This is a genomic window from Sphingorhabdus sp. (assembly GCF_044338195.1).
In the GTDB taxonomy this organism is placed as follows: Bacteria; Pseudomonadota; Alphaproteobacteria; order Sphingomonadales; family Sphingomonadaceae; genus Sphingorhabdus_B.
The window spans coordinates 61,291-87,117 of sequence record NZ_JBIIMC010000006.1; the positions used below are offsets into that span (position 1 = coordinate 61,291).

Below are 25,827 nucleotides of genomic sequence, written 5' to 3' on the forward strand. Positions count from 1 at the left end.
GGCGCATTAAGATGCGCGGCGGCCGTCCTCCAGTTTAGAAGCGCTTGTTTTCAATTGTTCACAATGCGCGGGCTGTTTGGGCGCAGTCGGTATAGGCGATTTTTGCGCCATTTTCCATCGGGTTGATGCGCGATTGACGAAGTCCGCCGGGCATGTAATTCTTCGCCTTGGGAAAAGGAGATGCAGATGGCGACAAAAGCGGGCAGCGGAGCTGGAAAAAAGGCCGGAACGAAGAGCGCAAAAAAGAAAGGCGCACCATTTTCCAGCGTTGCAGGCGCGTTTGACGCCGCCAATGATGCCACGATGGCGCTTGGCCCGTTAGCCGGATTGGCGCGGGAGGATTTCATCGGCGCCATTGGCCTGATGCTCCGCCAGACCGCTGCCAACCCGGACAAGGCGTGGAAGGCAACCAGCAGCTTTTCGGAAGATGTCGTCAAAATCATGACCGGAAAGTCCGACCTTGCGCCGGATCCCAAGGACAAGCGTTTCATGGACCCGGCATGGACGTTTAACCCCTTTTTCAAGGCGGGTGCGCAATATTATCTGGCGGTGCAAAAGGGCGTCAAAAGCTATATTGAGGATTTGGAACTCGACGCGCTTGAGCGCGACCGTGCCAACTTTATCTCGCAGATCATCATTGATGCGATGTCGCCTACCAACACGCTGATCGGCAATCCGACCGCGCAAAAACGGCTGGTGGACTCCGGCGGGCTCAGCCTCGTGAAGGGCCTTAAAAACGCTTATAACGATATGGTTCACAACGACATGATGGTGAGCCAGGTGAACAAAAAGCCGTTCAAGCTTGGCGAGAATGTCGCAACCGCAAAGGGAGCCGTAGTCTATCGCGACGAACGGTTCGAACTCATCCAATATGCGCCCACCACCGACAAGGTGTTTGCCACGCCGCAACTGACCATTCCGCCACAGATCAACAAAATGTATATCAACGATCTGTCCCCGGAAAAATCCATCATCAAATGGCAGACCGACCATGGTATTCAGCCTTTCATGATTTCATGGCGCAACCCGACCGAAGATATGGGCGTGTGGGGCATGGCCGAATATATCGAAAGCTGCATCAAGGCGCTGGACGTCGTGTGCGAAATTACCGGCAGCGACAAAGTCAATATTTCGGGCGGCTGTTCCGGCGGTCAGACCATGTCCGTCCTGCTGTCCAAACTGGCGTCGATGGGGGACACCCGCGCCAACGCAATTACCATGATGGTGTGCGTGCTTGAACCCAAACCCGGCGATACCGAGGCGTCGAGCCTTGTGTCGCACAATGGCATCGCGCTGGCACGGCAACGCGCGGCGAAGAAAGGCGTTATTGAAGGCAGCAGCCTTGCGCGCGGCTTTGCATGGTTGCGGCCAAATGACCTTATCTGGAACTATGTCATCAACAATTATCTGCTGGGCGATGATCCGCCAGCGTTCGACATATTGTTCTGGAATGCCGACGCGACCAACCTGTCATCGGCATTGATGGGTGATTTCTTGGAGCTGTTTGAGGCAAATGCCTACGCCGCGCCGGGCACGTTTGAGATTGCGGGCCATACACTCGACCTGACCAAGGTGACGGGCGACCTGTTCGTTCTGGGCGGGACGACGGACCACATCACGCCATGGCGCGCATGCTATCGTTCAACGCAATTGTTCGGCAGCAAAAATGTCGAATTCATCCTGAGCCAGGCTGGCCATATGCAGGCGATCCTGAACCCGCCGGGCAATCCCAAAGCGAAATATTGGAAACATTCAAACGGCAAAACGCCCGCCGATGTCACCGAATGGATGAAAGGCACCGAAGAAGTCGCCGGCAGCTGGTGGCCACATTGGATGGAATGGCTCCACGCGCGGTCCGGCGCAGAAGTCGCCGCCCCCGGTACGCTCGGCAGCAAAAAGCATCCAGCAATGGAAGCCGCACCGGGGCTGTATGTTTTGGAGTAAGGGGATGTCATCGCAACGTCGCCGCGATGCAACATTGGCTCTTTCGTCCTTGCACGCCCGAGACCATGCGCTAAACTCGTTGCAACGCCAGCGATAAACGCGGCAGGGGAACACAAATGACCAAAAACCGCGCCCCTATATTCAGCATGGAGACCGTTGACGGTCGCACATTGCGGGTTGCGGTTTGGCGGGCGTCGAAGGCGACGAAGAAGCTGCCGATATTGTTCTTCAACGGCATTGGCGCGAATATTGAGGCTATGGCGCCGATGGCGGAGTTGCTCGATGACCGCGACTTCATCACCTTTGATATGCCCGGCATTGGCGGTTCGCCCGATCCGGTGGTGCCCTATAACGCCATATTGATGTCGCGGATTGCGGCGCTGTTGCTTGACCGGTTTGACATGCAGGTGGTCGATGTCATGGGCGTCAGTTGGGGCGGGGCGATGGCGCAGCAATTTGCGCTGCAAAATGGCGCGCGGACGAACAAGCTTATCCTTGTCGCCACAAGCGCCGGCATGTTGATGGTGCCGGGCAATCCCGCCGCGCTGGTCAAAATGGCTGACCCGCGCCGCTATATCGACCCCGATTTCATGGCGAAGCATTTTAAGACGCTGTACGGCGGTATGGTGGGCAACAAGGCGGAGCATATCGGCCGCATTACGCCGCCGTCGAAGACGGGATATTTTTACCAGCTGATGGCGATGATGGGATGGACCAGCGCGCCATTTCTGCCATTTATGAAAACGGAAACGCTCATCATGATGGGCGATGATGACCAGATCGTTCCGCTCGCCAATGGCAAATTTTTGAACTTCCTCATCCCGAACAGTGAGTTGTTCGTGGTTGAAAATGGCGGGCATTTGTTCCTGCTCAGCCATGTGGAAGAAAGCATAGAGGCGATCCGCGGTTTCCTTGATCGCGACGCACACAAGGCGCGTAAAGCCGCCTAATCTTCTGTGTGAAGGTCGGCCCTTTCTTTTTGGCGCTGACCCGTTAGCCTGCCGAATCAGGCAATGACGGGGAGTAGGGCATGCGGCATATCGCAATCATCGGTTCCGGTCCGGCGGGATATTACACAGCAGAAGCCGCGCAGAAGAAATTTGGCGACGATGTGCGGGTGGATATCATTGACCGCTTGCCCGTTCCCTTTGGCCTTATCCGTTTTGGTGTCGCCCCCGATCATCAGTCGATCAAGGCCGTTGCGGGCCGTTATGAAAAAGTCGCCTTGTCCGACAATGTCCGGTTTGTCGGCAATGTCACCATCGGCAAAGACGTCAGCATCGACGAGCTTCAGACACTGTATGACGCGGTCATTCTCGCCACCGGCGCGCCGAATGACCGTCCGTTGGATATAGCGGGCGCCGATCTGCCAGGCGTTTTTGGCAGCGCCGCCTTTGTCGGCTGGTATAATGGCCACCCTGATTTTGCCGACCTTCAGCCGCCATTGGATGGCCGGCATGTCGTCATTGTTGGCAACGGTAACGTGGCGCTGGATGTCGCGCGCATATTGTCCAAAACGCGCGCCGAATTTGACGGTTCCGACATTGTCAGCCACGCGCTCGATGTGCTTGAGCATTCCGCTGTTGAGGACATCACGATCTTGGGCCGCCGCGGCCCGCACCAAATTGCGATGACGCCGAAGGAATTGGGTGAACTCGCGCATTTGCAGCGGGCTACGCCGCGGGTCGACTCCGACGATCTGCCAGACATCGGCGAGGACGCGCTGTTGGAACCGGGCGTCCGTAAGTCCGTCACGCATCTGCGCGAATTCGCAGCCATTCCAGAGGCGTTTCGTGCAGATAAACCAATCAGCATCAATTTCGACTTTTTTGCGGCCCCCGTCGCGATTGAGGGCGATGGCAAAGTGCAGCGGGTTCGCGTCGAGCGCATGCGGTTGGATGACCAGTATCGCAGCATCGGCACGGGCGAAAGCTACACCATCGATTGTTCCATGGTCATCAGCTGCATTGGCTATCAAACCCCATCGATTGACGGCGTGCCTTATGAACATGGCCGTGGCCGCTTTGCCAATCTGGACGGCCGGATATTGCCGGGCCTCTATTGCGTCGGCTGGGCCCGGCGCGGTCCATCTGGAACAATCGGGACGAACCGGCCCGACGGTTACAATATCATCGATACCGTGGCGGAGGATATGGCCATAAGTGGCGACAAAAATGGCCGCGCCGGTCTGGATGCGCTGCTGGCATTACGCAAGGTCGACATTGTCACATTCAGCGACTGGAAAAAAATTGAAGAGGCAGAGATTGCCCGTGCCCGCGACGGCGCCCCGCGCGAAAAGTTCGTTCGTATCGAAGACATGATTGCCGCCAGTCATTAATTTGACCGAGGCGTGTCAGGACCCTAAATCAGCAAGCCGACGGCATGAATGACGATGCCTGCCATGCCGCCGACCAATGTTCCGTTAATGCGGATGAACTGGAGGTCGCTGCCGACAGCATTTTCGACGCGGTCGGTGATGGTTGAGGCATCCCAGCGGGCAACCGTTTCTGATACCAACGTCACAATATTGTCGCCGTAATTTTCGGTCGTGCCGACAATCGCGCGGCGCGCGAAGCGGTTGATTTGAAGCTTTAGCCCTGAATCTTCCTGAAGCCTGCCGCCAAGCTTGATGAGCGCATCGCCAAAGCTGCCCGCGAGCGCGGCGTCGGGGTTGCGCGCAGCCTTTAACAAGCCATCGCGGCCTTGGTCCCACAGGCTGTTAATCCATTTGCCCATCGCGGGGTTTTCGAGCAACTGCCCCTTCCAATGGGCGACCTTTGCCTGCAATTCCTTGTCATTGCGTAGGTCGTGTGCCAGCTTGGCGAGGCCCTCTTCACCCTTTTCCCGCAAAGGATGGTCGGGGTCTTCCGCCATTTCGTGCAGCAGCTTATTCAGCCCGTTGACGATGGCGTTGGCCAATTTGTCGTCAAGGCCAGTCCAACGCATGATCGTATTGGCGCGTTCCTCCACCATTTGGCGAATGAGATGCTCATTGGCCTCCAGCGTGGCCGAGGCCCATTTGATGATGCCGTCCAGCACGGGGATATGCCGTCGCTCGCGTATCATCGCGGTCAACAACTGGCCGAGCAGGGGGGCAATATCGAGCTTGTCGAGCTGCTTGCGGATCGCGCCTTTGGCCACACCGCCAAGCCGTTCATCATCCAGCGCGGCGATGATATCGCCCAGAAGGCGAGAGGCACCCATGCGCATGCGGCCTTCGCCGCCGGCAGGGGCGCTTAAAAATTTGCCCATTGCGCCCGCGACATCCATGCGCTGCACGCGGCGCGCAACGACCTTGGTTGTCAGGAAATTGGTGCGCAGGAAGCTCGCAAGCGTGCGGCCAAGCCGTTCCTTGTTGTTCGGAATGATCGCGGTGTGCGGAATGGGGATGCCAAGCGGGTGGCGGAACAAGGCGGTGACCGCAAACCAGTCGGCCAGACCACCGACCATGCCAGCCTCTGCAAAGGCGCGCAGAAAGCCCCAATAGCCGTCATAGCGGGTTTCCATATATTTGCCGAAGACGAACAAGGCGGCCATCGCCAGCAGCAGGGCCGTGGCGATAATCCGCATCTGACGCAGTTCAGCGTCGCGTTCGGCGTAGCGGATTTTCTCCGACTGTCCCAGTTTATCGGCAGATTTCACATCACTGCCTTAGCCAAGGCCTGCCAAGCTGCCAAGTAAAGCGTCACTCCGCAGGCTGAAGCCCGCCGAGGTCGTCTTTGCCAGCTGGTTTTGCGGGCGTGGCGGCGGGCGGAGCGACATCTTCGCCATGCTTGTTGGGATCATAGGTTAGCAACCGCGTGCGCAACCATGGACCAACGCGCTTTTCAAAACCATCAGCAAGGCTGAAGCCCGCAGGAACGATGAGCAACGTAAGCAAGGTCGAAACGATCAGGCCGCCGATCACGACGGTGCCCATTGGCGAGCGCCACTGGCCGTCGCCGCCAAGCGAAAGCGCGGTTGGCACCATGCCAGCGGTCATCGCGACGGTGGTCATGACGATTGGCTGGGCACGTTTATGACCGGCTTCCATAATGGCTTGGAACTTGGGAACGCCGCGCGCCATTTCCTCAATCGCAAAGTCGATCAGCAGAATGGAGTTTTTCGCAACGATGCCAAAGAGCATCAATATGCCGATGAACACGGGCATGGAGATGGGCTGCCCAACAAGGCCAAGGGCAATCAAACCGCCCAATGGAGCCAACAGCAGCGAGCCCATATTGACCAAAGGCGACATGAAGCGATGGTACAAAAGCACCAGCACCGCGAACACCAACAATGTTCCCGAAATCAGCGCCACGAGGAAGTCGCGCTGCATTTCCTGTTCCCATTCCTGACTGCCAAAGGGTGCACGCGACACGCCTGTGGGCAGGTTTTTCATGATGGGTAGGTTGTTGATCTTTGCGTCCGCATCTGATGACACAATACCAGGGGCAAAATCTGCGCCGATGAAGATGCGGAAATTCTGGTTTCGGCGTTGGACCGAGGTTGGGCCCGCGCCAAAGCTGATGTCCGCGACACGGGATAGTGGTACAGAACCGCCACTCGCCAATGGCACCGGCAAGTTGCGGATGACATCCAAGTCCTGACGCGATTCCTTGGCAAGCATCACGCGGATCGGGATTTGACGGTCAGACAGCGAAAATTTCGCGCTATTCTGGTCAATGTCACCAAGCGTCGCAACGCGGATTGTCTGGCTGAGCGCCACCGTCGATACGCCAAGTTGTGAGGCAAGGTCATTACGCGGCGTGATGATCAATTCGGGACGCTGCAAATCAGCGGAAATACGCGGCGCGCGCAGTTCGGGCAGCGTTTTCATTTGTTCCACAAGCGTTGCCGCTGTTCGGTCAAGCATTTTGGGGTCTGATCCGGACAGCATGACCGAAACATCGCGACCGGAACCGCCGCCGCCGCCGCCGGGGCCATTTGCTTGAAACGTAACGCGTGCGTCGGCGATTTTTGTGAGCAAGGGTGTCAGATCTTCTTCAAACTGCTGGCTGGTCCGCGCACGGTCTTCATGCAAGGTGATGAACATGCTGGCGCTGCCTTCGCGCACGCTTTGAAGGGCGGTTTTTACCTCAGGCTGCTTTTCGATAATCGCAGCAGCCTCATCGGCAATTTCACGCGTACGTTCAAGCGTTGTGCCCGGAACCATTTCAATACGCACACGGCTGAAATCAGTATTGCCGTCGGGGAAGAACTGCTTGGGCAGGACGATTAACAACACGATGGTCAGGCCCAAAGCGGCTGCGCCAATGCCCATCATCCAGCGGCGATGGCCGAGCGACCAGCGCAGGATTTTCATATAGCGGTCGATCCAGCTCGCCTCACCATGTTCGGCCATGCCGGCGGATTTGAGGAAATAAGCGGCGATCATCGGCGTAATCATGCGCGCGACGGCAAGGCTCATGAGAACCGAAGCGACAACGGTCAGTCCGAAGTTTTTGAAGAATTGCCCCGCGACACCCGGCATCAAACCAACGGGTAGGAACACCGCGACAATCGAGAATGTCGTTGCGACCACGGCAAGCCCGATTTCGTCGGCAGCATCAATCGACGCCTGATAGGCGGATTTGCCCATCCGCATATGCCGGACGATGTTTTCGATTTCCACGATAGCATCATCCACCAACACCCCGGCGACGAGGCCGAGCGCGAGCAGTGACATGGTGTTGAGCGTGAAGCCCAACAGGTCGAGGAACCAGAAAGTCGGAATGGCGGACAGAGGAATGGCAATCGCCGAAATGATCGTCGCGCGCCAGTCGCGCAGGAACAGGAACACCACGACGATAGCGAGCAATGCGCCTTCAATCATCGCCGCCATTGAGCTTTTATATTGCCCCTTGGTATAATCGACGCTGTTGAACAGGGTGATGAAGTTCACACCGGGATTTTCTTTTTCGATCTCGGCGATTTTGACCATCGCGTTGTCAAAAACGGTGACGTCTGAAGCACCTTTGGCACGTGACATGCCAAAGGTGACGACCTGCTTGCCGCCGGCAAATGCCATGGACCTCTGTTCGCTGAAGCCATCCGTGACTTCGGCAACATCGGCGAGCTTAATCGAACGGCCGCCGCCAAGGCTGATTTGCGTTTGGCTCAGGGCGAACGCATCGGATGCGTTGCCAAGGACGCGCACCGACTGGCGCGATCCGGCGATTTGCGACTGACCGCCCGACGCGTTGACATTTTGCTGACGCAGGACGCTGTTAATCTGGCTTGCGGTCACGCCAAGAGACTGCATCTTGGCAGGGTCAAGAACGATACGAATTTCACGGTTTACGCCGCCATTGCGGCTAACCGACGCCATGCCTTCGACCGACAGCAACCGCCGTGCGACGGTGTCGTCGACAAACCAGCTGAGTTGTTCCAACGTCATATCGCTGGCTTCAACCGCGAAATAGGCGATCGGGTCGCTGGATGTTGCGACCTTGAAAATCTCCGGTTCCAAAATGCCATCGGGCAAGTCGCTGCGGATTTGGTCGACCGCATTTTTGACTTCGCTGACCGCAGCGTTGATGTCGTCGCCAATTTCGAATTCGGCGCTGACCGTCGTGTTGCCTTCGCTTGAGCTGGCATCGATGTTACGCACGCCCTGAACACTGCGGATCGCGGATTCGACCTTTTGCGTGATCTGCGTTGTGATTTCGGTTGGCGCTGCACCCGGTTGCGAAATCGATACAACGACAACGGGGAATTCGATGTCAGGATCGTTCTGCACGTCCATATTCATGAACGACATTATGCCCGCAATGGTGAGCGCGACGAACAATACAATCGGAACAACCGGGTTCCGGATGGACCATGCGGATATGTTATTTAAATTCATGATTTATATCCCGACAGGTCCAAAACTTACTGCTTTTTCAAAAGCTTGGGATTGATCGTTTCGCCTGGATTGAGGAAGCCACCAGCATACAGAACGACGCGTTCCGTGCCATCAAGACCTTGTTCGATAATCAAACCATTCGCAGTGACGGAACCGACCTTCACAGGGCGTTTCTGTACCTTGTTACCCTTACCAACAATATAGACAAAGCTGCCTTCACGGCCCGTTTGCACCGCGGATTCCGGCAGAACCGGTGCGGTCATCGCGCCAGCCTTAATCTCGACCGAAGCAAATCCGCCTGGTCGCAATGCGGCGTCAAACGGCAGTGCGATACGCGCCATGCCCTGACGGCTTTGGGCGTCAATCATCGGCGCGATCTGCCAGATGCTGCCGTTGAAAGTGCGGTCTGTCCCGACGGGCGTGACGGTTGCAGGAATGCCCACGGCAACTTGGCCCAGATCGTCTTCGCTTAACTTTGCCTGCAGTTCAAGCTCGCCATCTTTGGCGATGCGGAACAGGATTCCGCTGCCTGCCGATACCGTTTGACCGGTTTCGACATTGCGTTCGAGGACATAGCCAGACACCGGCGCGCGGACATCAAGCCGTGCGTTGCGTGCACGTGTTTCGGCCAGCTGCGCATTGGCGACGTTGACGCGCGCACGTGCCGCGTCGCGTGTTGCGGTCTTGCGATCGACATCCGCTTTTGAAATGAAGCCGCGCTCAACAAGCTGCATGGCACGTTCGAGTTCATTTTGGGCGAGTTGAAGGTCTGCGCGCGCGACACCAATTTGTGCCTCAAGCGCCGCGGCTTGCTGCGTCTGGACCGAGCTGTCAACGCTGACGAGAACCTGACCTTGGCGCACCCATTCGCCCGCATCGACATATACCTGAAGCACGCGTCCGCCTTCGCCAACGACGCCAACGGGAATTTCGCGGCGTGCGGCAAGCGTGCCCGTTGCGTTAATGGCGCGCACAACAGAATCGCGACCAGGGGCAACCACGGTGACGGTTTGCGCTTGGCCCGCCTTGTCAGCGTCAGTCGGTGCAGCGGTGCTGCTGCCAAAGAAATAATAAGCGGCCCCCGCAACGGCCAAAATTGCGACAACAATCAGCGCGATGTTCCGCCGACGCCGGTTGCGTTCTGCGTTATCCATCACCACATCGCCATTCAGCGAACTGCTCAAAGTTGTTTCGTAATTCATACCGATGTTCCAAATTCTGTCGCGGGCGCGCGTTAAGCAACCCAATGTTTTTATAGCGGAGCTGTATTACCTTAATAAGTCACTGCCTGCAAGCAGCAGAATACCAACAGCTAAACCGCTTTATTGGTCCCTATACGATAGTGGAAAAGCTTGTCCGCAACAATAGGAACTGTGGTCGATAGGTTTCGACGAACAACAGTGGAAGGCGCCAGAACAAGCACCGCGCCAAAAAGAAGCCATGATCCGTCCGCACGAAAAACCCCGCGCAGGGCGGGGTTGGTCTTTTCGCTGGCTATTGAAAACGCGCGGTCAGTATTTCTGCTGACGCTCGTACAAGTCGCGATAATGCTGAATACGGGTCACGCGCAGGCCGGGCATACCCGACCGGTCGACAGCGCGCTGCCACGATGCAAATTCTTCAAGCGTCAGATCATAGCGTTCGCACACGTCATTAATGGACAATAGCCCGCCATTCACAGCCGCGACCACTTCCGCTTTGCGGCGGACAACCCACCGCGTGGTGCCGGCAGGTGGCAAGCTGTCTAACGTGAGCGGTTCGCCCAATGGGCCAATGACCTGCGCTGGACGGAATTTCTGGTTCTCAATCATGATTCTTTTCCTGCTCCATGCCCAGCAAGGGTTAACTCGGTTCCTGTTGCATCGATAGGTAGGAGGCGGCCTTTGATATTGCCTAAAGCAGTTTGGTAAACAGGTGGTTTATCCGTTTTTTCTGGTCGGGATTTTTGCCAGAATGCGCCGCCCACGGCGCGTTCGGCATTGGGGGCCGCCGCGAAACATTGAATTCGGGCGGCGAGATCGTCGGGTTCCGGCGCGCCACCTTTATCGGCCTGGTGAAGGAACCGGACCGTCCGGCTGTTCGCTTGACGCAAGCGGGCAGCATCAAGCGCGGATTGCCTGTCCTTCTGGCTGATATCCGAATCGTGGCGTAACGCGTTATGGGGAAAATTCATTTCCATGACGCCGTTATCGCACCAGATGTTCTAACAATGGGTAAAGGCGATCTTCAAAAGATGTTAGGCAAGGTTAACAGTGACCATCTTCCGCCGACCGCTCCGTTCGCGACCTGTGTGGATTCTTACGGAAAACTGGCTTTTAGAACTTCAAGCCATTAGGGAGGCAATCGCATGACTGACGATATTTATCATTCTGATTTCCAACTCGGGCTGGATCTTGCCGGCAAACGAATCGTTGTTGCGATGTCGGGTGGTGTCGATTCGTCGGTGGTTGCGGCCTTGGCTGCGCGCTCGGGCGCCGAAACCATTGGCGTTACGCTGCAACTATATGACCATGGCAGCGCGGTAAAGCGCGCTGGTGCCTGCTGCGCGGGGCAGGATATTCGCGACGCGCGCGCCGTTGCCGATAAATTGGGCATCGCGCATTATGTGTTCGATCATGAAAGCCAGTTTCGCGAATCGGTCATCGACCATTTTGCCGATGAATATATGGCGGGCCGCACACCCATTCCGTGCGTTCGGTGCAATATGGGTGTTAAGTTTACCGATCTGTTCCGGCTGGCGCGCGAGCTTGGCGCAGATTGCCTTGCCACGGGCCATTATGTGCGCCGTGTTGACGGACCGGCAGGCGCGGAATTGCACCGTGCCGCTGATCCTGCACGCGACCAGAGCTATTTCCTGTTTGCAACGACGCAGCACCAGCTTGATTATTTGCGTTTCCCATTGGGTGGCATGCCCAAGCCACATGTGCGCGCGATTGCACAGGAAATGGGCCTCGTCGTGGCCATGAAACCCGACAGTCAGGACATCTGCTTTGTGCCCGATGGCGATTATGCCAGCGTGGTGCGCAAAATCCGTCCAGATGCAGAGGTCGGCGGCGATATCGTGCATTTGGATGGCCGCACGCTTGGCCAGCATAAGGGCCTGATCCATTATACCGTCGGGCAGCGCAAAGGGTTGGAGGTCGGCGGTCAGCCCGTGCCTTTATATGTCATCCGGCTTGATCCCGCCACGCAGCGCGTCATCGTTGGGCCGCGCGAAGCGCTGGCGGTGGCGGCGGCGCGCATTATCGATGCCAATTGGCTGGCCGATATCGCAGACCGGCCCGTGATGGCGAAGGTGCGGTCCATGTCCCGCCCGGTTCCCGCCCGGATGGATGGCGAATGGTTGCGCTTTGATGCGCCCGAATATGGCGTCGCGCCGGGGCAGGCGGCAGTTTTATATGACGGTGACCGCGTGCTTGGCGGTGGCTGGATTGAGGAAACGATGGCGGTAGAAATGGCGACGGCCGCGTGACATAAAGTGGATTTCTGAGGGGGGATGAAGTTCATGCATTTGGGAGAAGCACAGCGCGACATGCGCCGGGCATATGTCAATGGCGGGGTCGGTATCCCTGCATCGGGCCTTGTCTAGACACTGTCCGGACTGGTCACCATGAACATTAATCCTCGTGCCCGCAAAAAGTTAGGTTACAGCGCGTCTATTTCGGCCTGATTGAGCTGAACGCAGCCATTTGCGCCACGGCGTTCGGCAACGGCTTCTGCCAAAAAGGGAACGGACGCGTAGATGCGCTTGTGTTCGGGATCGTCGCTGAGGCGCACGATTTCCAAGCCCTTTTCCTTATCAGTCTCACAAGAGGCCATATCGCGGCCTTCGATATAGCGGCACGAACAGGTTATATGCGCGCCATAAGCGGCGCCCAAGCGCGCTTGGCCCTTGATGCTGTTCCAGTTCCAGGCCAACCATGAAGCGGCAATCACCGCCAAGGCTGCGACGATTATTTTCAGGGTCTTGAACCGTGGTTGCTGTGCTTTTGGTCCAGCTTTTGAAGTTGCGGTTGCCATAGACCCTCCATTTGGTGCATCGAACGATATTATGCCTAGAAACAATTTCCGCCGCGCGGCAACCGCTTTTTGTGCATTAACTGCACTTACCCTTGCTGGATGCGGCGCAGAGCCGCCCGCGAAGCCCGTTGGCCCCGGCTTTACCCAGATCGCCGACGACGCAGCGGTGAGCCAAGAAAAGCTTGCTGATGCCATCGCGCCGTTTTTCGAAGATCCCGCGGTTGGCGAAACCCGCGCGCTGGTCGTGATGCAAGGTGGCCGCATTGTTGCGGAACGTTATGCGCCGGGATACGGCCCTGACACGCGGTTGATTAGCTGGTCCATGGCCAAAAGCGTCACTGCTGTATTGGTTGGCCTGATGGTGGCAGACGGCCGCCTGGCGTTGGATGAGCCCGCGATTGTCTCCGAATGGCAAGCACCGCGCGATAACCGCGCAAAAATAACGCTGCGGCATTTGCTACATATGTCCTCCGGCCTTGATCACACCGAAATGGCTGAAGGTGACATTGAGATTTTCGATGCGGACACCCCGCGGATGTTGTTTCTGGATGGCCGGGAAAATGTTGCGCGTTACGCCGAAACACGGCCGCTTGAGGCCAATCCCGGCGAAAAATTCGAATATAGCACGGCAACGAGCCATATTCTTGTGGACATCATGACCCGGTCACTGACCGACAGTAAGGATCCGGTGGTGCGCCGCGACGCCATGCTGGAATATGCGCGTGGGCGGTTGTTCGAGCCCTTGGGTATGACGAGCTTTGTCCCGGAGTTCGACCGGAATGGCACGATGCTGGGCGGAAGCATGATCCATGGCACGGCGCGCGACTGGGCCAAGTTCGGTGAATTCCTGCGCAATAACGGGTCGGTTCAGGCCGCGCAGTTGATGCCGACAAGCTGGATGCGCTTTATGAAAACGCCAAGCCCGAATAACCGCAGCTATGGCGCGCATATCTGGCTGAACCGCACGGCAAATGCCGGCCAGGATCAGGTCCTTTTCCCCGGAAAAGCGCCGTCGGATGTATTCGCCGCGCTTGGCCATTTGGGCCAATTTGTCGTGGTGTCACCGCAGCATCGGTTAACGATCGTGCGGCTTGGGATGACGCCCGATGATCAACTGGATCCGGTCAACGACCAATTGGCCAAGCTCATTTCGGTTTTCCCGAAATGATAAAGTCTAAAAATTAGGCTTTGGCCACCGGTGCGTCGTCGCCAAGGTCTTCGAACCATGCTTCGACAGGTCCGCTGAGTTTGATCAGCAATGGGTTGCCCTTGCGATCACGTGCTTTGCCGGCCTGAACCTTGATCCAGCCTTCGGAAATGCAATATTCCTCAACAGTTGTGCGGATTTCGCCCTTGAAACGAATACCCACGCCGCGCGACAATAAATCGCCGTCGAAATGCGGGCTCATCGGGTTAATCGACAAGTGATCAGGTGGGGTATCTGCCCCTGCAGCTTTGGTCTCTTCAGTCATGCGCGAGGCTTTGCCGCAAAGCATAGCACTTGGCAATATGGCGCGGGCAGTGCAGGGGCTTCAAAATGGCAATTTCGAACAACTATGATGCAATAATTTTGGGTGCCGGCGGCGCTGGACTGATGTGTGCGCTGACCGCAGGGCAACGCGGACGGCGCGTGCTGGTCATTGACCACGCAACGGGACCGGGCAAGAAAATCCTGATTTCGGGTGGTGGCCGGTGCAATTTCACCAACGTCAACGCGACAACAGTGCATGCGCAAGAACGCTATTTGTCCGCCAACCCGCATTTTTCGAAGTCGGCGTTGGGACGGTACACGCCGCAGGATTTTATCGAACTGGTACGCAGCTATGGCATCGCCTTTCATGAAAAAACGCTTGGCCAGTTGTTCTGTGACGGATCCGCGCGCCAGATTGTCGAAATGCTCATGGAAGAATGCGACCGGTCACAAACGCTTGGCGGCCGTGTGGACTTTGCATTCAATTCCCCCGTTAGCGAAATATCGCACGACGGCAGCGTCTATCATGTCATGTATAACGGCCTGCGCGCATCTGCCGCGTCTTTGGTCATTGCCACGGGCGGCCCAAGCATTCCGAAAATGGGTGCTACGGCATTCGCTTATGATCTGGGCCGACAATTTGGATTGAAGATTGTGGAGCCAAGGCCGGCGTTGGTGCCGCTGACGCTTGGCGGGGACGATGTCCTGTTCCGCGAACTGTCGGGCGTATCGGCTGAGGTCGTTGCGCAGCATGGCAAAACCGCATTCCGCGAAGCCGCCCTGTTCACCCACCGCGGACTGAGTGGCCCTGCGGTGCTTCAGATCAGCAGCTATTGGCGGCCCGGTGACCGTGTTGGGATTGATTTCCTGCCGGATCATGATGCGCCGGCATGGCTGTTGTCCGAGAAGCGCGCACGGCCGAAGGCCACCATCAAATCGACCCTTGATCGGGTCCTTTCCGCGCGGCTGGCGGAGGCTTTGGCGGATAAACTTGCGCTGCACGGGAATCTGGCCGACCAAAGCGACCGTAAGCTGGCAGAGGCCGGCGCATTGCTCGATTGTTGGCCATTCGTGCCCAATGGCAGTGAGGGCTATGCCAAGGCCGAGGTGACGCTTGGCGGGATCAGCACCGACGGCCTGTCGCAGCAAACAATGGAAGCCAAGAAAATGCCGGGGCTGTTTTGCATCGGCGAGGCTGTGGATGTCACTGGCTGGCTGGGTGGCTATAACTTCCAATGGGCATGGGCGAGCGGCGTCGCTGCGGGTGAGGCCGTTTAAACGCGCGAACATGCACGTGTGTCCGTGATATTAAAGCCGCAGTTCCATTTTTAGCGCATTTTGATGCATCCAAATCGAGATTCTCGCGTTTTCTGGTTGGTGACTAACGAACCAACAAGGAAATCGACATGAAAATCTCCCAAATATTATTGATCGGCGCTACCGCGCTCGCAACATTTGCACCCCCTGCATTTGCACAGTCAGAAGATGAACAGTGGGAAGGCGCGTATATTGGCGGCTCTATCGGCATTGGCGCACAGAGCAACGATCGCAACGAGAGCGTTGTTTTTGATACCGATGGTGACGGTGCATTCGACAATAGCGTAAACACAATTTTGGCCACCGATGCTTTCGCACCCGGCTTTTGTGGCGGCGCATCGAACGGAACCGCGCCAACGGATGGCTGCCTGAGTGACAAGGACGGATATGCATATAATATCCGCGCTGGCTATGACGTACAGTCGGGCAACATCGTATATGGTTTTGTCCTTGAAGGCGGTATGAATGAATCGCGTGACAGCGTAACAGCATTCAGCGACACGCCCGATGCCTACACGCTAACCCGCGAAATCGACTATTCGTTGCAAGCCCGTGCGCGTCTCGGATACGCCGCGCGCGGTGCATTATTCTATGCAACCGGTGGTGCAGCCTATGCCAAGATCAACAACAGCTTTACGACCACCAATGGCGTCAACAGCTTTACCGACAATGGCAACAGCAAAAGCTGGGGCTATTCCTATGGCGGCGGCGCGGAAGTGAAGCTTGCTAAGAACTTCTCGCTTGGCCTTGAATATCTCTACACCAAATTCGACGATGATGATTATGTCGTATCGGTCGGACCGGGCACAGCGCCGGTGACGGATCCGTTCCTGATTGTATCGGGCGGAACCGATATGCGTCGCAGCGACAGTAATTTTACTATGCACAATATCCGTTTGACGGCGGCAATCCGTTTCTAAGGAAGCCGGACATTCCAAATAAGAAAAGGGCGCCAAATCGGCGCCCTTTTTTGTTTATGCAGCCTGTTTGGCGCGTGATGCTTTTTTCCGCTCATTTGGATCAAGCAAACGCTTGCGCAAGCGGATGTTCTTTGGCGTGACCTCAACCATTTCATCGTCATCGATATAGGCAATGGCTTGCTCAAGCGTGAGACGCTTTGGCGGGGTGAGGCGGATGGCGTCGTCCTTGCCGGTCGAACGGAAGTTCGTCAGCTGCTTCGACTTCATTGGGTTCACTTCCAAATCGTCTGGCTTGGCGTTTTCGCCGATGATCATGCCTTCATACAAAGCTTCACCTGGCGATACCATCAAGATGCCGCGTTCTTCCAATGGGCCAAGTGCGTAAGCAACGGCTTCACCAGCACCATTTGAAATCAGAACGCCGTTCTTGCGGCCTTCGATTGCGCCACGATGTGGGCCATATTTTTCGAACAAGCGGTTCATGATGCCCGTGCCGCGCGTGTCGGACAGGAATTCGCCATGGTAACCGATCAGACCACGTGATGGCGCGCTGAAGGTGATGCGGGTCTTGCCGCCACCTGATGGACGCATGTCGGTAAGGTCGCCCTTACGCACGGCCATTTTTTCAACGACTGTACCGGAATATTCATCATCAACGTCGATAACGACCGTTTCATATGGCTCGGTCTTCTGACCCTTTTCGTCTTCGCGGAACAGCACGCGTGGGCGGCTGATGCCAAGTTCAAAGCCTTCGCGGCGCATCGTTTCAATAAGAACGCCCAGCTGAAGTTCGCCTCGGCCAGCAACTTCAAAGCTGTCTTTGTCTTCGGCTTCGGTAATACGGACGGCGACATTGCTTTCGGCTTCGCGCATCAGACGGTCGCGGATCATACGGCTCGTCACCTTCGTGCCTTCACGGCCAGCCATTGGGCTGTCGTTCACCGAAAAGCGCATCGACAATGTTGGCGGATCGATAGGTTGCGCCTGCAATGGCTCAGTTACCGTTGGTTCTGCAATCGTGTCAGCCACGGTCGCGGTGGTCAAACCGGCGATGGAAATAATGTCGCCAGCCTTGGCTTCGTCAACAGGAACGCGCTCAAGGCCACGGAATGACATGATCTTGGATGCGCGGCCGGTTTCGACAATCTTGCCGTCCGGGTTCAATGCGTGGATCTGCTGGTTCACCTTGACGGTACCCGACAGCACGAGGCCAGTCAGAATACGACCAAGGAAGTTGTCGCGGTCAAGCAAGGTGACAAGCATCTTGAATTCACCATCAACGTCTGCCTTTGGCTCTGGAACATGGCTGACGATGGTTTCAAACATCGGGGTCAGCGTGCCTTCGCGCAAGCTTGGGTCCGTCGACGCATAGCCATTGCGGCCCGATGCATAAAGCACAGGGAAATCAAGCTGCTCATCGGTCGCATCGAGCGAAACGAAAAGGTCGAACACTTCGTCCAACACTTCCTGAATACGCTCGTCAGGACGGTCGACCTTGTTGACGACGACGATTGGCTTCAAACCAAGGGCCAAAGCCTTGCCGGTAACGAACTTCGTCTGTGGCATCGCGCCTTCGGATGAATCGACGAGCAGGATAACGCCGTCGACCATTGAAAGGATGCGCTCAACTTCACCGCCGAAGTCGGCGTGGCCTGGGGTGTCGACGATATTGATGCGGGTATCGTTCCATTCGACCGATGTGCACTTGGCAAGAATGGTGATGCCGCGTTCTTTTTCGAGGTCGTTCGAATCCATGGCGCGTTCTTCGATGCGCTGGTTGTCGCGGAAGGTACCAGACTGACGAAACAGTTGGTCAACAAGGGTGGTTTTGCCGTGATCGACGTGCGCGATGATGGCGATATTACGCAATGACATTTAGAAATGGGCCTTTTGGAAGGTCTTCATGGTAGCCACACGCCACCAGATTCTCGCGGGCCATTAACGCAATATGTGTTGCGGCGCAACATCGCTGGTGTTGCAATAGGCGATTGTTCAGGTCAAAGCGTCGCCATGATTGCCCGTATCTTTGCTGACCGCTTCGTTCTTTTGCTGCTTGGCACGATATTGCTGGCAAGCTTTCTACCCGTGCGTGGGGCGGCTGCCAATATTGCGGCCATGATCTCCTCCGCCGCGATTTTCGTGCTCTTTTTCCTGAATGGTGTCCGGTTGCCCCGGCAAGAGGTCGTCAACGGCGTGCGCAATTGGCGGCTGCAGGGCGCGATTTTCCTGTTTGTATTTGGCGTGATGTCCGCCGCCGGACTGGTGTTGTCGCATATTTTCGACAATGTCCTTCCGGCCACGTTGGCGCTCGGCATATTGTTCACCGGCATTTTACCATCAACGGTGCAGTCGGCCGCTGCCTATTGCGCACTGGCCAAAGGCAATGTTGCCGCATCAGTGGTGGCTGCGGCGTTGATTAACCTTGTCGGTGTGGTCCTTTCGCCTTTGCTGTTCGCTGTGCTGGCGCATGTGGGCGAAGGCAGCGTGTCGGGGGAAGCCGTGGGACGGATTGCGTTGATCTTGCTGCTGCCCTTTGCACTTGGCCAGATGATGCAGCGTTGGTTCAAGCCATGGGTCGATGGGCACAAATCGCTCGCGACATGGATGGACCGCATGTCGATTGCCATTGCGGTCTATGTCGCGTTTTCAGGCGCAGTGGTTGCGGGTATCTGGAGCATTGTACGCGGGGATGAGCTGGCTTGGTTGGCGGTGGCGCTGTCGATCATGCTGGTCATCGGCTTCGGCGGTGCGTGGGTGCTGAGTGGCGTCATGAAGCTGCCACGCGGTGACCGGATTACGATGCTGTTTTCAGGCGGGCAGAAAAGCATCGCCATTGGCGCGCCGCTGGCTGCAACGATATTTCCACCAGCGATTGCTGGCATGGTGCTGTTACCGACGCTGGCCTACCATATGGCGCAATTGATATTGTCTGCGCCCATGGCGACGCATTTGGCTGCATCTGCGCCATCGGCCGACTAGTTTTTACATGATCGTCATCCTGAACTTGTTTCAGGATAACAAGCGGCCGTTTCTTGTTATCCCGAAACAAGTTCGGGATGACGAAGTATTCTTGCACAGTGCGGCGCTACAGGCTCCTGAGCGCCTCCGACGGCCGGGCCGCCAATATCGGCAGTGAGCCGACCATGCCGAGTATGAATGTCAGCCCCGCACCACCGACCAACGTGAGCATTAATATTCCATAATCGGGCGCGAAGCTGAAATCGAATATGTGCACGACGACATAATATGCTGCCCCCATGCCAAGCGCGAGGGAGAGCAATCCGAGCACCACGGTCAAGATGCCATATTCCATCGCCTGTGCCCCCAATATCTGGCTGCGTGTGCCGCCCAGCATCTTGGTAATCACCGCGTCGTAGATGCGCGACTGGCGCGCAGCAGCGATGGCACCGACCAGAACAGCGATACCCGCCAAGATCGCGATGGAGGCAGCCGCCGCGATGGCTTGCGCCATTTGGCTGAGCAAATTGGTGATCTGCGCAGTGACCTCGCCAACCTCAATCAGGGAGGATGAAGGGAAGGCGGGCGGTAAGGATTTGGCCAAGACACGCTCGGCATCCTTTGACACCGTCAACGTCGCCACCATATTGTGCGGCGCGGCGTCGAGGCTGCCGGGTGAAAACACCATCACATAATTGAGGCCGAAATTCTCCCAATTGACGGTGCGCAGTGACGCAATTTTGGCGGGAACTTCGACGCCAAGCAGGCTGATAGTCAGGCTATCGCCAATGCCAACGTCGAGCACTTTAGCGATTTCGGCATCAAGGCTGACCAACGCTGGTCCTTTATAATTGGCTGGCCACCAATCGCCCTCCACAAGCTCGCTGCCTTTTGGAATATCGGCGCTGTAGGTCAGGCCGCGGTCGCCGTTGAGCACCCATGCGCCTTCCGGCAGCTCCTCCAATTGATCGACCCGTTGGCCGCCATATTCGATGATCGTGCCACGCAGCGCGGGGATGAGGTTGATCGTGGCGGCAGGGTCTGCGTCTTTAACCATGCGCGTGAAGGTGCCAGCGCCTTCGCGGGGGATATCGAGCACGAAAAAGCTGGGTGCGCGTTCGGGGACGCTGTTCTTGATCTCGTTATTTATACTGGTCTGAATCGCCGCCAGTGTGACGAATAAGGTCAGCCCGAGGCCCAAGGCGACAACGAGCGCCTGCGTCTGTGCGCCTGGTCTATGCAAGTTGGCGAGCGCCAATCGGGGCAGTGGGGCCTTTGGACGGGGCAGGCGAATGGCAATGAAGCGCAGCAGGAATGCGATGCCCGTGAGCAAAAGCAAAAGCCCGAACGCCGCGCCAATGAAGGCAAGCGAGAACATCGGCTCGCGTGCTGTGACAACAGCCAGCGCCACAATAGCGGAAATCGCGCCAACGACCCAGATGCTGCTTTTGCGGTCGATACGGCTGTTACCTTCGACGATCGCGCGGAACAGCCCTGCAGCAGGCACCGTGCGGGCACGCGCAAGCGGGGGTAGGGCGAAGGCCAACGCAATGAGCAAGCCGTAGATCGCGCTGACCGCCAAGGGGAGTGGATGCACGTTGAAGCCCGGCGCAACGGGCAGGATGTCGCCTGCAACCCAGCCAATCGCCATCGGCATGACGCTGCCGACGCCAAGGCCAACCAATATCGCGACGGACGCGACCGCAAGGATTTGCAGCATATAGATACGGAAAATCGTCTGGCTGTCCGCGCCCGTGACCTTCAATGTCGCGATGCTTGCGCGTTTGCTGGCGAGATAGCTGCCCACGCCATTGCCGACGCCGATCCCTGCTATCACCAATGCGGCGAGGCCGACCAAAGTCAGGAATTGCCCCATGCGCTCAATGAAGCGCCGTGTTCCCGGCGCGCCGTTTGACCGGTCGGTAATATCCCATCCTGCGGAGGGGAATTGTGCCTCAAGCGCTTTGGCGACGGCTGCGGCGTCCTCTTGCGGGCCAAGCTTGATGCGGTATTTGCTTTCATACATGCTGCCCGGCTGGATGAGGCCGGTGTCCGGCAGCGACGCCATGTTGATGATGGCGACTGGCCCAAGCGTGAAGCCTTCGCCCAAGCGGTCGGGCTCGTCCGCGATGATGCCTGCCACCTTGAACGTTGCTTCGCCAAACCGGACGGTGCCGCCTGTCGCGATATCAAGCCGTTCGGACAAGCTTGGCCCGATGTAAATCTCACCTGTTGCAGGCGCTTTGGCCGAGCCGCCTGCGCGCAATGTGAGCGCGCCATAATGCGGATAGGCACTGTCGATGGCCTTGAGTTCCGCAAGCAGGCTGTCGTTGCCAATTGCCATTGCGCGCAAACGGATGGTTTCGGATACTACCCCGGCCTTGCGCATCGCCGTCATTTCGGCTGCGTTCGCCTCGCGTTGTGCAATGCCAATCTCAATATCCCCGCCGAGGATCGTCTGGCCGCGGCGTGAAAGCTCGTCTGAAATCCCGGCGGTCAGGCTGCCAATCGCCGCCAATGTTGCGACGCCCAGAAACAGGCAAATTGCGAGCAGCCGAAGCCCCCGAATGCGTGCGGACAGATCGCGGCGTGAGATGCGCCAAATGGCAGCGAGCGGGAGGGTCATAAAATGCGCGCTTTCAACCAAAACCGTAGTCCTGAGCAGCAGCCGTATGCGGCTGCGTCCGTCGAAGGGCGTCCAGAACTTTGCTCCAAGGCCGAAGGGCGTCCTTCGACGGACGCGGCTGCTGCGCACCCGCTGCTCAGGACTACGGTTGTTTTTGAAATTGAAGCGCGCATCACGTGGTCACACGCTCCACCACATGGCCATCTTGCATCACAATGACGCGGTCGCATTTACGCGCGAGTTCGGGATCATGCGTGATAATCAGCAATGTTGCGCCCAATGCGGCGCGACGGGCGAATAACAGGTCGACAATAGCGGTCCCGGTCGATCCGTCGAGATTGCCCGTTGGCTCGTCGGCAAATATGATTTTCGGTCCAGCGGCCATGGCGCGGGCGATGGCAACGCGCTGCTGCTCGCCGCCCGACAGTTGCGATGGATAATGCGTCAACCGATGCCCAAGGCCTACAGCTTCCAGCTCTGCCTTTGCGCGGCCGAATGGATCATCCATCCCCGCCAGTTCCATCGGGATTGCGACATTTTCGAGCGCGGTCATCGTTGGCAACAAATGAAACGCCTGCAGCACAATGCCGATACGCCCGCGCCGTGCGCGTGCCAGCGCGTCTTCATCCAGTTTGGTAAAGTCGAGGCCGTCGACCAGAACAGTGCCGCCAGTGGCTTGTTCAAGCCCAGCGAGAACCGCCATGAGGGAGGACTTGCCCGACCCCGATGGGCCAAGCAATGCAACGCTACTGTCATACGGCACCTCAAGGTCCACGCCGCGTAAAATCGACACCGCGGCATCGTTGGACCCAAGGCTTAGGGTGACATTTGCCGCACGGATTGCCATATCCGTTTTCATGTTAACCGGAGCGTGCAAGGAAGCATCCTTATGAATAGAGGTTTTTGGCTATATGGTGCGCTTATTGTCGCAATCCAAGGGCTGGTTGCATGCGGGTCTAACCCTGTAGCAGAAAATAAGGCGCAAGTGCAGGAGACGGCGAAGGTTCAGACATATGACCGGCTGGTCGTGGCCTTTGGGGATAGCCTCTATGCGGGCTATCGACTCGCCCCCAATGAAGGTCTCGCGCCACAATTGCAGGCCGCGTTGCAGGCCGACGGCATCAATGCGCGGGTCCACAATGCTGGCGTGTCGGGCGACACAAGCGCGGCGGGAAAAACGCGGCTGGCATTTGTGCTGGATAGTCTGGACCGCAAGCCGGATCTGGTCGTGCTTGGGCTTGGCGGCAACGACATGTTGCGTGGTATCAAGCCTGCAGAAACCAAGGCAAATATGACAGCGATGCTGGACGAGCTGAAGCGCCGCGACATTCCCGTTGTCCTGACTGGCATGTTAGCCGCGCCGAACCTCGGTCAGGATTATGGCGATGCTTTCAATGCGATATTCCCGCAACTGGCGAAGCAATATGATGCGCCTTTATATCCCTTTTTCCTCGACGGCGTGGTGACAGACAGCGGGCTGATGCTGCCCGATAATATCCACCCCAATGCCAAAGGGGTGTCGCGGGTTGTCGAAGGATTATCGCCGCTGGTCGAAGCTGCTTTGAAGGAATAAGGCGACGCTGTATTAGAAAAATAATACAGCTGGGGATGTAAGTTCTTGAAATGGTCAGGCACTCGCTCCATCTGTTGTGCTATAGAATTACTGAGGGATTTAGCGATGTCGACTGAAACCGTTACCCAAACCGTAGCAGAGCTGAAGCTGACTCCGCCCGACCCCGTGCCAACCGTCGCGCCGCAACAGGCGATGGGCTTGGTTCCGGTGACGGATGAACAGCAAAGCAAGCTTGCGCAGCGCGTTGAAGCTTATGTCGCTGACTTGGTCGCGCAAGATGTGAACAGCCCTGAATTTGGCAAGCGCGTGGACCAGTTGACCAACATGGGCCGCAAGGAAATTATGGAAGCATCGGCGCAGTCGAACCGCTTCCTCGATAAGCCCATTCGCCGCATGGATGAAAGTTCCGGCGTCGGCGCGGATCTCGCCGAATTGCGTCGCGTTGTCGAAGACTTGGACCCGTCCAAAAAGGGCAATTTGATGACCAAGCAAAAACTGTTTGGCATCATCCCATTCGGCAACAAGCTGCGCAATTATTTCGACAGCTACCAAAGTTCGCAAACGCATATCAGCTCGGTTCTGGCCCGTCTTGGCAACGGCAAGGATGAGCTGTTGATGGACAATGCCGCGATCGACGTTGAGCGGCAGAATCTGTGGGTTGCCATGGGCAAGCTTGAACAGATGATTGTCATGTCCAAGCAGTTGGATACGAAACTGGAAGAAAAAGCCGCTGAGCTTGAACTGTCTGACCCTGCCAAGGCGCGCGCGATAAAGGAAAGCGCGTTGTTCTATGTGCGCCAGCGGACGCAGGATTTGCTGACGCAAATGGCCGTGACGGTGCAGGGTTATCTCGCGCTTGATCTGGTCAAAAAGAACAATGTCGAACTGGTCAAGGGCGTCGACCGCGCATCGACCACCACCGTTGGCGCATTGCGCACAGCAGTTACCGTGGCGCAGGCGATGACCAACCAGCGGCTCGTTTTGGACCAGATTACAGCGCTCAACACGACGACTGCGAATATCATCGACAGCACCGGTCAGTTGCTGCGCGACAATACCGGCCTTATTCATGAACAAGCCGCCGGCGCCACCATCCCGTTGGAAACATTGAGCCGTGCGTTCCAGAATATCTACGACACGATGGATGCCATCGACACGTTCAAGATGAAGGCGCTCGACAGCATGAAGCAGACGTCCGAAGCGCTCGAAAAAGAAGTCGAGAAGTCCAAGGGGTATATCGCGCGTGCCGAGGGACAGGCGCAGGCGACCAAGTCGGTGCAGGACAGCGGTTTGCTGTCACTTGAGGTATCGTGACTGTATTTTACCGTAACCCTGAGCCCGTCGAAGGGCGCTTTTCGGCTGGACGTGCTTCGACAAGCTCAGCACTTCGGTTTGCACATCAAGGTACAATATGAACAGCCCTGCATCCAATTCCGATGACACCCTTAACGCCGCGGCACGGTCGCTGCGCAATGTCCGCTTTGCCCCCATCGGGACAAAGTCGCAGGCGTTACGCCGTGCCCATTTCTGGGGCAAGCTGAGCAAGGCGACAATGGCGGTCGGTGCTGTTTTAATTGGCGCAGGCATCATCGGCGGGATTATTGGCGGCATCGGTTTTTGGGGCGTAATGATCACGTCCCTATTGGTGGCAACCGTTGCCTATGTCTTGATGCGCTTTCCGCAAATGCCGATGCCCACGGCGGAAAGCCTGAAGATTACCGATCTCGGCACATTGGCAGGAAAAACAGAGATTTGGCTTGAGGCACAGCGCCCTGCATTGCCTGCGCCTGCGGTGTCGTTGATGCAAGATATCGGCGTCCGGTTAGACCAGCTTGCGCCGCAACTGCAAACGCTCGATGACAATGACCCTGCGGCACGTGAGGTGCGGAAGCTTGTGGGGGAACATTTGCCTGAGCTGATTAACGGCTATAAACGCATTCCCGATAGTCTTCGGCATAAGGAACATGCCGGAAAGACACCCGCGCAGCAGCTGGTCGATGGCCTGAAGACCATTGATCGCGAAATAGAAACGATGACCGGCCAGATTTCGCGCGGTGAGCTCGACAAATTGGCGGTGCGTGGCCGGTATCTTGAAATACGCTATGATAACGCTGCCGAAAACGGTCAGGCTGTGTAATCCCAATGATGAAAGCGCGTGTCGCTATCGAT

Annotated in this window: 21 protein-coding genes; 11 read left to right on the forward strand and 10 right to left on the reverse strand. The window is 57.0% G+C overall.

Going from position 1 to position 25,827, the window contains the following annotated elements:
• The first annotated feature begins 186 nt into the window (after window positions 1-186).
• The 3 genes from ACIQZK_RS03195 to ACIQZK_RS03205 all read left to right on the forward strand — a co-directional run bounded on the left by ACIQZK_RS03195 (window position 187) and on the right by ACIQZK_RS03205 (window position 4,282).
• Window positions 187-1,944 carry an alpha/beta fold hydrolase gene (locus tag ACIQZK_RS03195; protein WP_397574881.1) on the forward strand — a complete coding sequence of 586 codons (1,758 nt, stop codon included), beginning with the start codon at window positions 187-189 and terminating at the stop codon, window positions 1,942-1,944.
• A gap of 116 nt (window positions 1,945-2,060) precedes the next feature.
• Window positions 2,061-2,894 carry an alpha/beta fold hydrolase gene (locus ACIQZK_RS03200; RefSeq protein WP_397574882.1) on the forward strand — a complete coding sequence of 278 codons (834 nt, stop codon included), beginning with the start codon at window positions 2,061-2,063 and terminating at the stop codon, window positions 2,892-2,894.
• Between the two features lie 80 nt (window positions 2,895-2,974).
• Entirely contained in the window at window positions 2,975-4,282 is a 1,308-nt protein-coding gene (locus ACIQZK_RS03205) for an FAD-dependent oxidoreductase (RefSeq protein WP_397574883.1), read from the forward strand.
• 23 nt (window positions 4,283-4,305) lie between these two features.
• Here the strand turns inward: ACIQZK_RS03205 and ACIQZK_RS03210 are convergent, their stop codons facing one another.
• The 5 genes from ACIQZK_RS03210 to ACIQZK_RS03230 all read right to left on the reverse strand — a co-directional run bounded on the left by ACIQZK_RS03210 (window position 4,306) and on the right by ACIQZK_RS03230 (window position 10,952).
• Entirely contained in the window at window positions 4,306-5,514 is a 1,209-nt protein-coding gene (locus tag ACIQZK_RS03210; protein WP_397574902.1) for a DUF445 domain-containing protein, read from the reverse strand.
• A gap of 115 nt (window positions 5,515-5,629) precedes the next feature.
• Window positions 5,630-8,773 carry an efflux RND transporter permease subunit gene (locus ACIQZK_RS03215; RefSeq protein ID WP_397574884.1) on the reverse strand — a complete coding sequence of 1,048 codons (3,144 nt, stop codon included), beginning with the start codon at window positions 8,771-8,773 and terminating at the stop codon, window positions 5,630-5,632.
• Window positions 8,774-8,799: 26 nt separating this feature from the next.
• The gene (locus tag ACIQZK_RS03220) at window positions 8,800-9,975 is read right to left on the reverse strand and encodes an efflux RND transporter periplasmic adaptor subunit (RefSeq protein ID WP_397574885.1); all 1,176 of its coding nucleotides are present in this window, start codon (window positions 9,973-9,975) and stop codon (window positions 8,800-8,802) included.
• 309 nt (window positions 9,976-10,284) lie between these two features.
• Entirely contained in the window at window positions 10,285-10,584 is a 300-nt protein-coding gene (locus ACIQZK_RS03225) for a DUF1153 domain-containing protein (RefSeq protein ID WP_397574886.1), read from the reverse strand.
• Window positions 10,581-10,952: a hypothetical protein gene (locus ACIQZK_RS03230; protein WP_397574887.1), complete on the reverse strand. Its 372-nt coding sequence runs from the start codon at window positions 10,950-10,952 to the stop codon at window positions 10,581-10,583. The genes ACIQZK_RS03225 and ACIQZK_RS03230 overlap by 4 nt, the downstream gene beginning before the upstream one ends.
• A gap of 168 nt (window positions 10,953-11,120) precedes the next feature.
• Here ACIQZK_RS03230 and mnmA point away from each other — a divergent pair, with 168 nt between their 5' ends.
• A complete protein-coding gene (mnmA, locus tag ACIQZK_RS03235; RefSeq protein WP_397574888.1) occupies window positions 11,121-12,245 on the forward strand; it encodes a tRNA 2-thiouridine(34) synthase MnmA in 1,125 nt (374 codons plus the stop codon).
• 173 nt (window positions 12,246-12,418) lie between these two features.
• Here mnmA and ACIQZK_RS03240 read toward each other — a convergent pair whose 3' ends face one another.
• Entirely contained in the window at window positions 12,419-12,793 is a 375-nt protein-coding gene (locus ACIQZK_RS03240; RefSeq protein WP_397574889.1) for a hypothetical protein, read from the reverse strand.
• Between the two features lie 31 nt (window positions 12,794-12,824).
• Here ACIQZK_RS03240 and ACIQZK_RS03245 point away from each other — a divergent pair, with 31 nt between their 5' ends.
• Entirely contained in the window at window positions 12,825-13,961 is a 1,137-nt protein-coding gene (locus ACIQZK_RS03245; RefSeq protein ID WP_397574890.1) for a serine hydrolase domain-containing protein, read from the forward strand.
• Between the two features lie 13 nt (window positions 13,962-13,974).
• Here ACIQZK_RS03245 and ACIQZK_RS03250 read toward each other — a convergent pair whose 3' ends face one another.
• Window positions 13,975-14,265, reverse strand: a complete 291-nt coding sequence (locus tag ACIQZK_RS03250; RefSeq protein ID WP_183939995.1) for a DUF3297 family protein — start codon at window positions 14,263-14,265, stop codon at window positions 13,975-13,977.
• Window positions 14,266-14,330: 65 nt separating this feature from the next.
• Here ACIQZK_RS03250 and ACIQZK_RS03255 point away from each other — a divergent pair, with 65 nt between their 5' ends.
• Both ACIQZK_RS03255 and ACIQZK_RS03260 read left to right on the forward strand, forming a co-directional pair.
• Complete coding sequence (locus tag ACIQZK_RS03255; RefSeq protein WP_397574891.1) at window positions 14,331-15,542, forward strand: NAD(P)/FAD-dependent oxidoreductase; 1,212 nt, start codon at window positions 14,331-14,333, stop codon at window positions 15,540-15,542.
• A gap of 128 nt (window positions 15,543-15,670) precedes the next feature.
• Window positions 15,671-16,501, forward strand: a complete 831-nt coding sequence (locus ACIQZK_RS03260; RefSeq protein ID WP_397574892.1) for an outer membrane protein — start codon at window positions 15,671-15,673, stop codon at window positions 16,499-16,501.
• 54 nt (window positions 16,502-16,555) lie between these two features.
• On the opposite strand, the gene typA is transcribed toward ACIQZK_RS03260, so the two are convergent.
• On the reverse strand, window positions 16,556-18,376 hold the full coding sequence (gene typA / locus ACIQZK_RS03265) for a translational GTPase TypA (protein ID WP_397574893.1): 1,821 nt from the start codon (window positions 18,374-18,376) through the stop codon (window positions 16,556-16,558).
• A gap of 135 nt (window positions 18,377-18,511) precedes the next feature.
• Between typA and ACIQZK_RS03270 the strand changes: the two genes are divergently transcribed.
• Window positions 18,512-19,480 carry a bile acid:sodium symporter family protein gene (locus ACIQZK_RS03270; RefSeq protein WP_397574894.1) on the forward strand — a complete coding sequence of 323 codons (969 nt, stop codon included), beginning with the start codon at window positions 18,512-18,514 and terminating at the stop codon, window positions 19,478-19,480.
• 106 nt (window positions 19,481-19,586) lie between these two features.
• Here the strand turns inward: ACIQZK_RS03270 and ACIQZK_RS03275 are convergent, their stop codons facing one another.
• Window positions 19,587-22,085, reverse strand: coding sequence for an ABC transporter permease (locus ACIQZK_RS03275; protein ID WP_397574895.1), 2,499 nt, complete (start codon window positions 22,083-22,085; stop codon window positions 19,587-19,589).
• A gap of 172 nt (window positions 22,086-22,257) precedes the next feature.
• Window positions 22,258-22,944, reverse strand: coding sequence for an ABC transporter ATP-binding protein (locus ACIQZK_RS03280; RefSeq protein ID WP_397574896.1), 687 nt, complete (start codon window positions 22,942-22,944; stop codon window positions 22,258-22,260).
• 30 nt (window positions 22,945-22,974) lie between these two features.
• Between ACIQZK_RS03280 and ACIQZK_RS03285 the strand changes: the two genes are divergently transcribed.
• The 3 genes from ACIQZK_RS03285 to ACIQZK_RS03295 all read left to right on the forward strand — a co-directional run bounded on the left by ACIQZK_RS03285 (window position 22,975) and on the right by ACIQZK_RS03295 (window position 25,795).
• Window positions 22,975-23,658: an arylesterase gene (locus tag ACIQZK_RS03285; RefSeq protein ID WP_397574897.1), complete on the forward strand. Its 684-nt coding sequence runs from the start codon at window positions 22,975-22,977 to the stop codon at window positions 23,656-23,658.
• Between the two features lie 105 nt (window positions 23,659-23,763).
• Entirely contained in the window at window positions 23,764-24,972 is a 1,209-nt protein-coding gene (locus ACIQZK_RS03290) for a toxic anion resistance protein (RefSeq protein ID WP_397574898.1), read from the forward strand.
• A 97-nt stretch (window positions 24,973-25,069) separates the two neighbouring features.
• A complete protein-coding gene (locus ACIQZK_RS03295) occupies window positions 25,070-25,795 on the forward strand; it encodes a hypothetical protein (protein ID WP_397574899.1) in 726 nt (241 codons plus the stop codon).
• Window positions 25,796-25,827 lie beyond the last annotated feature (32 nt).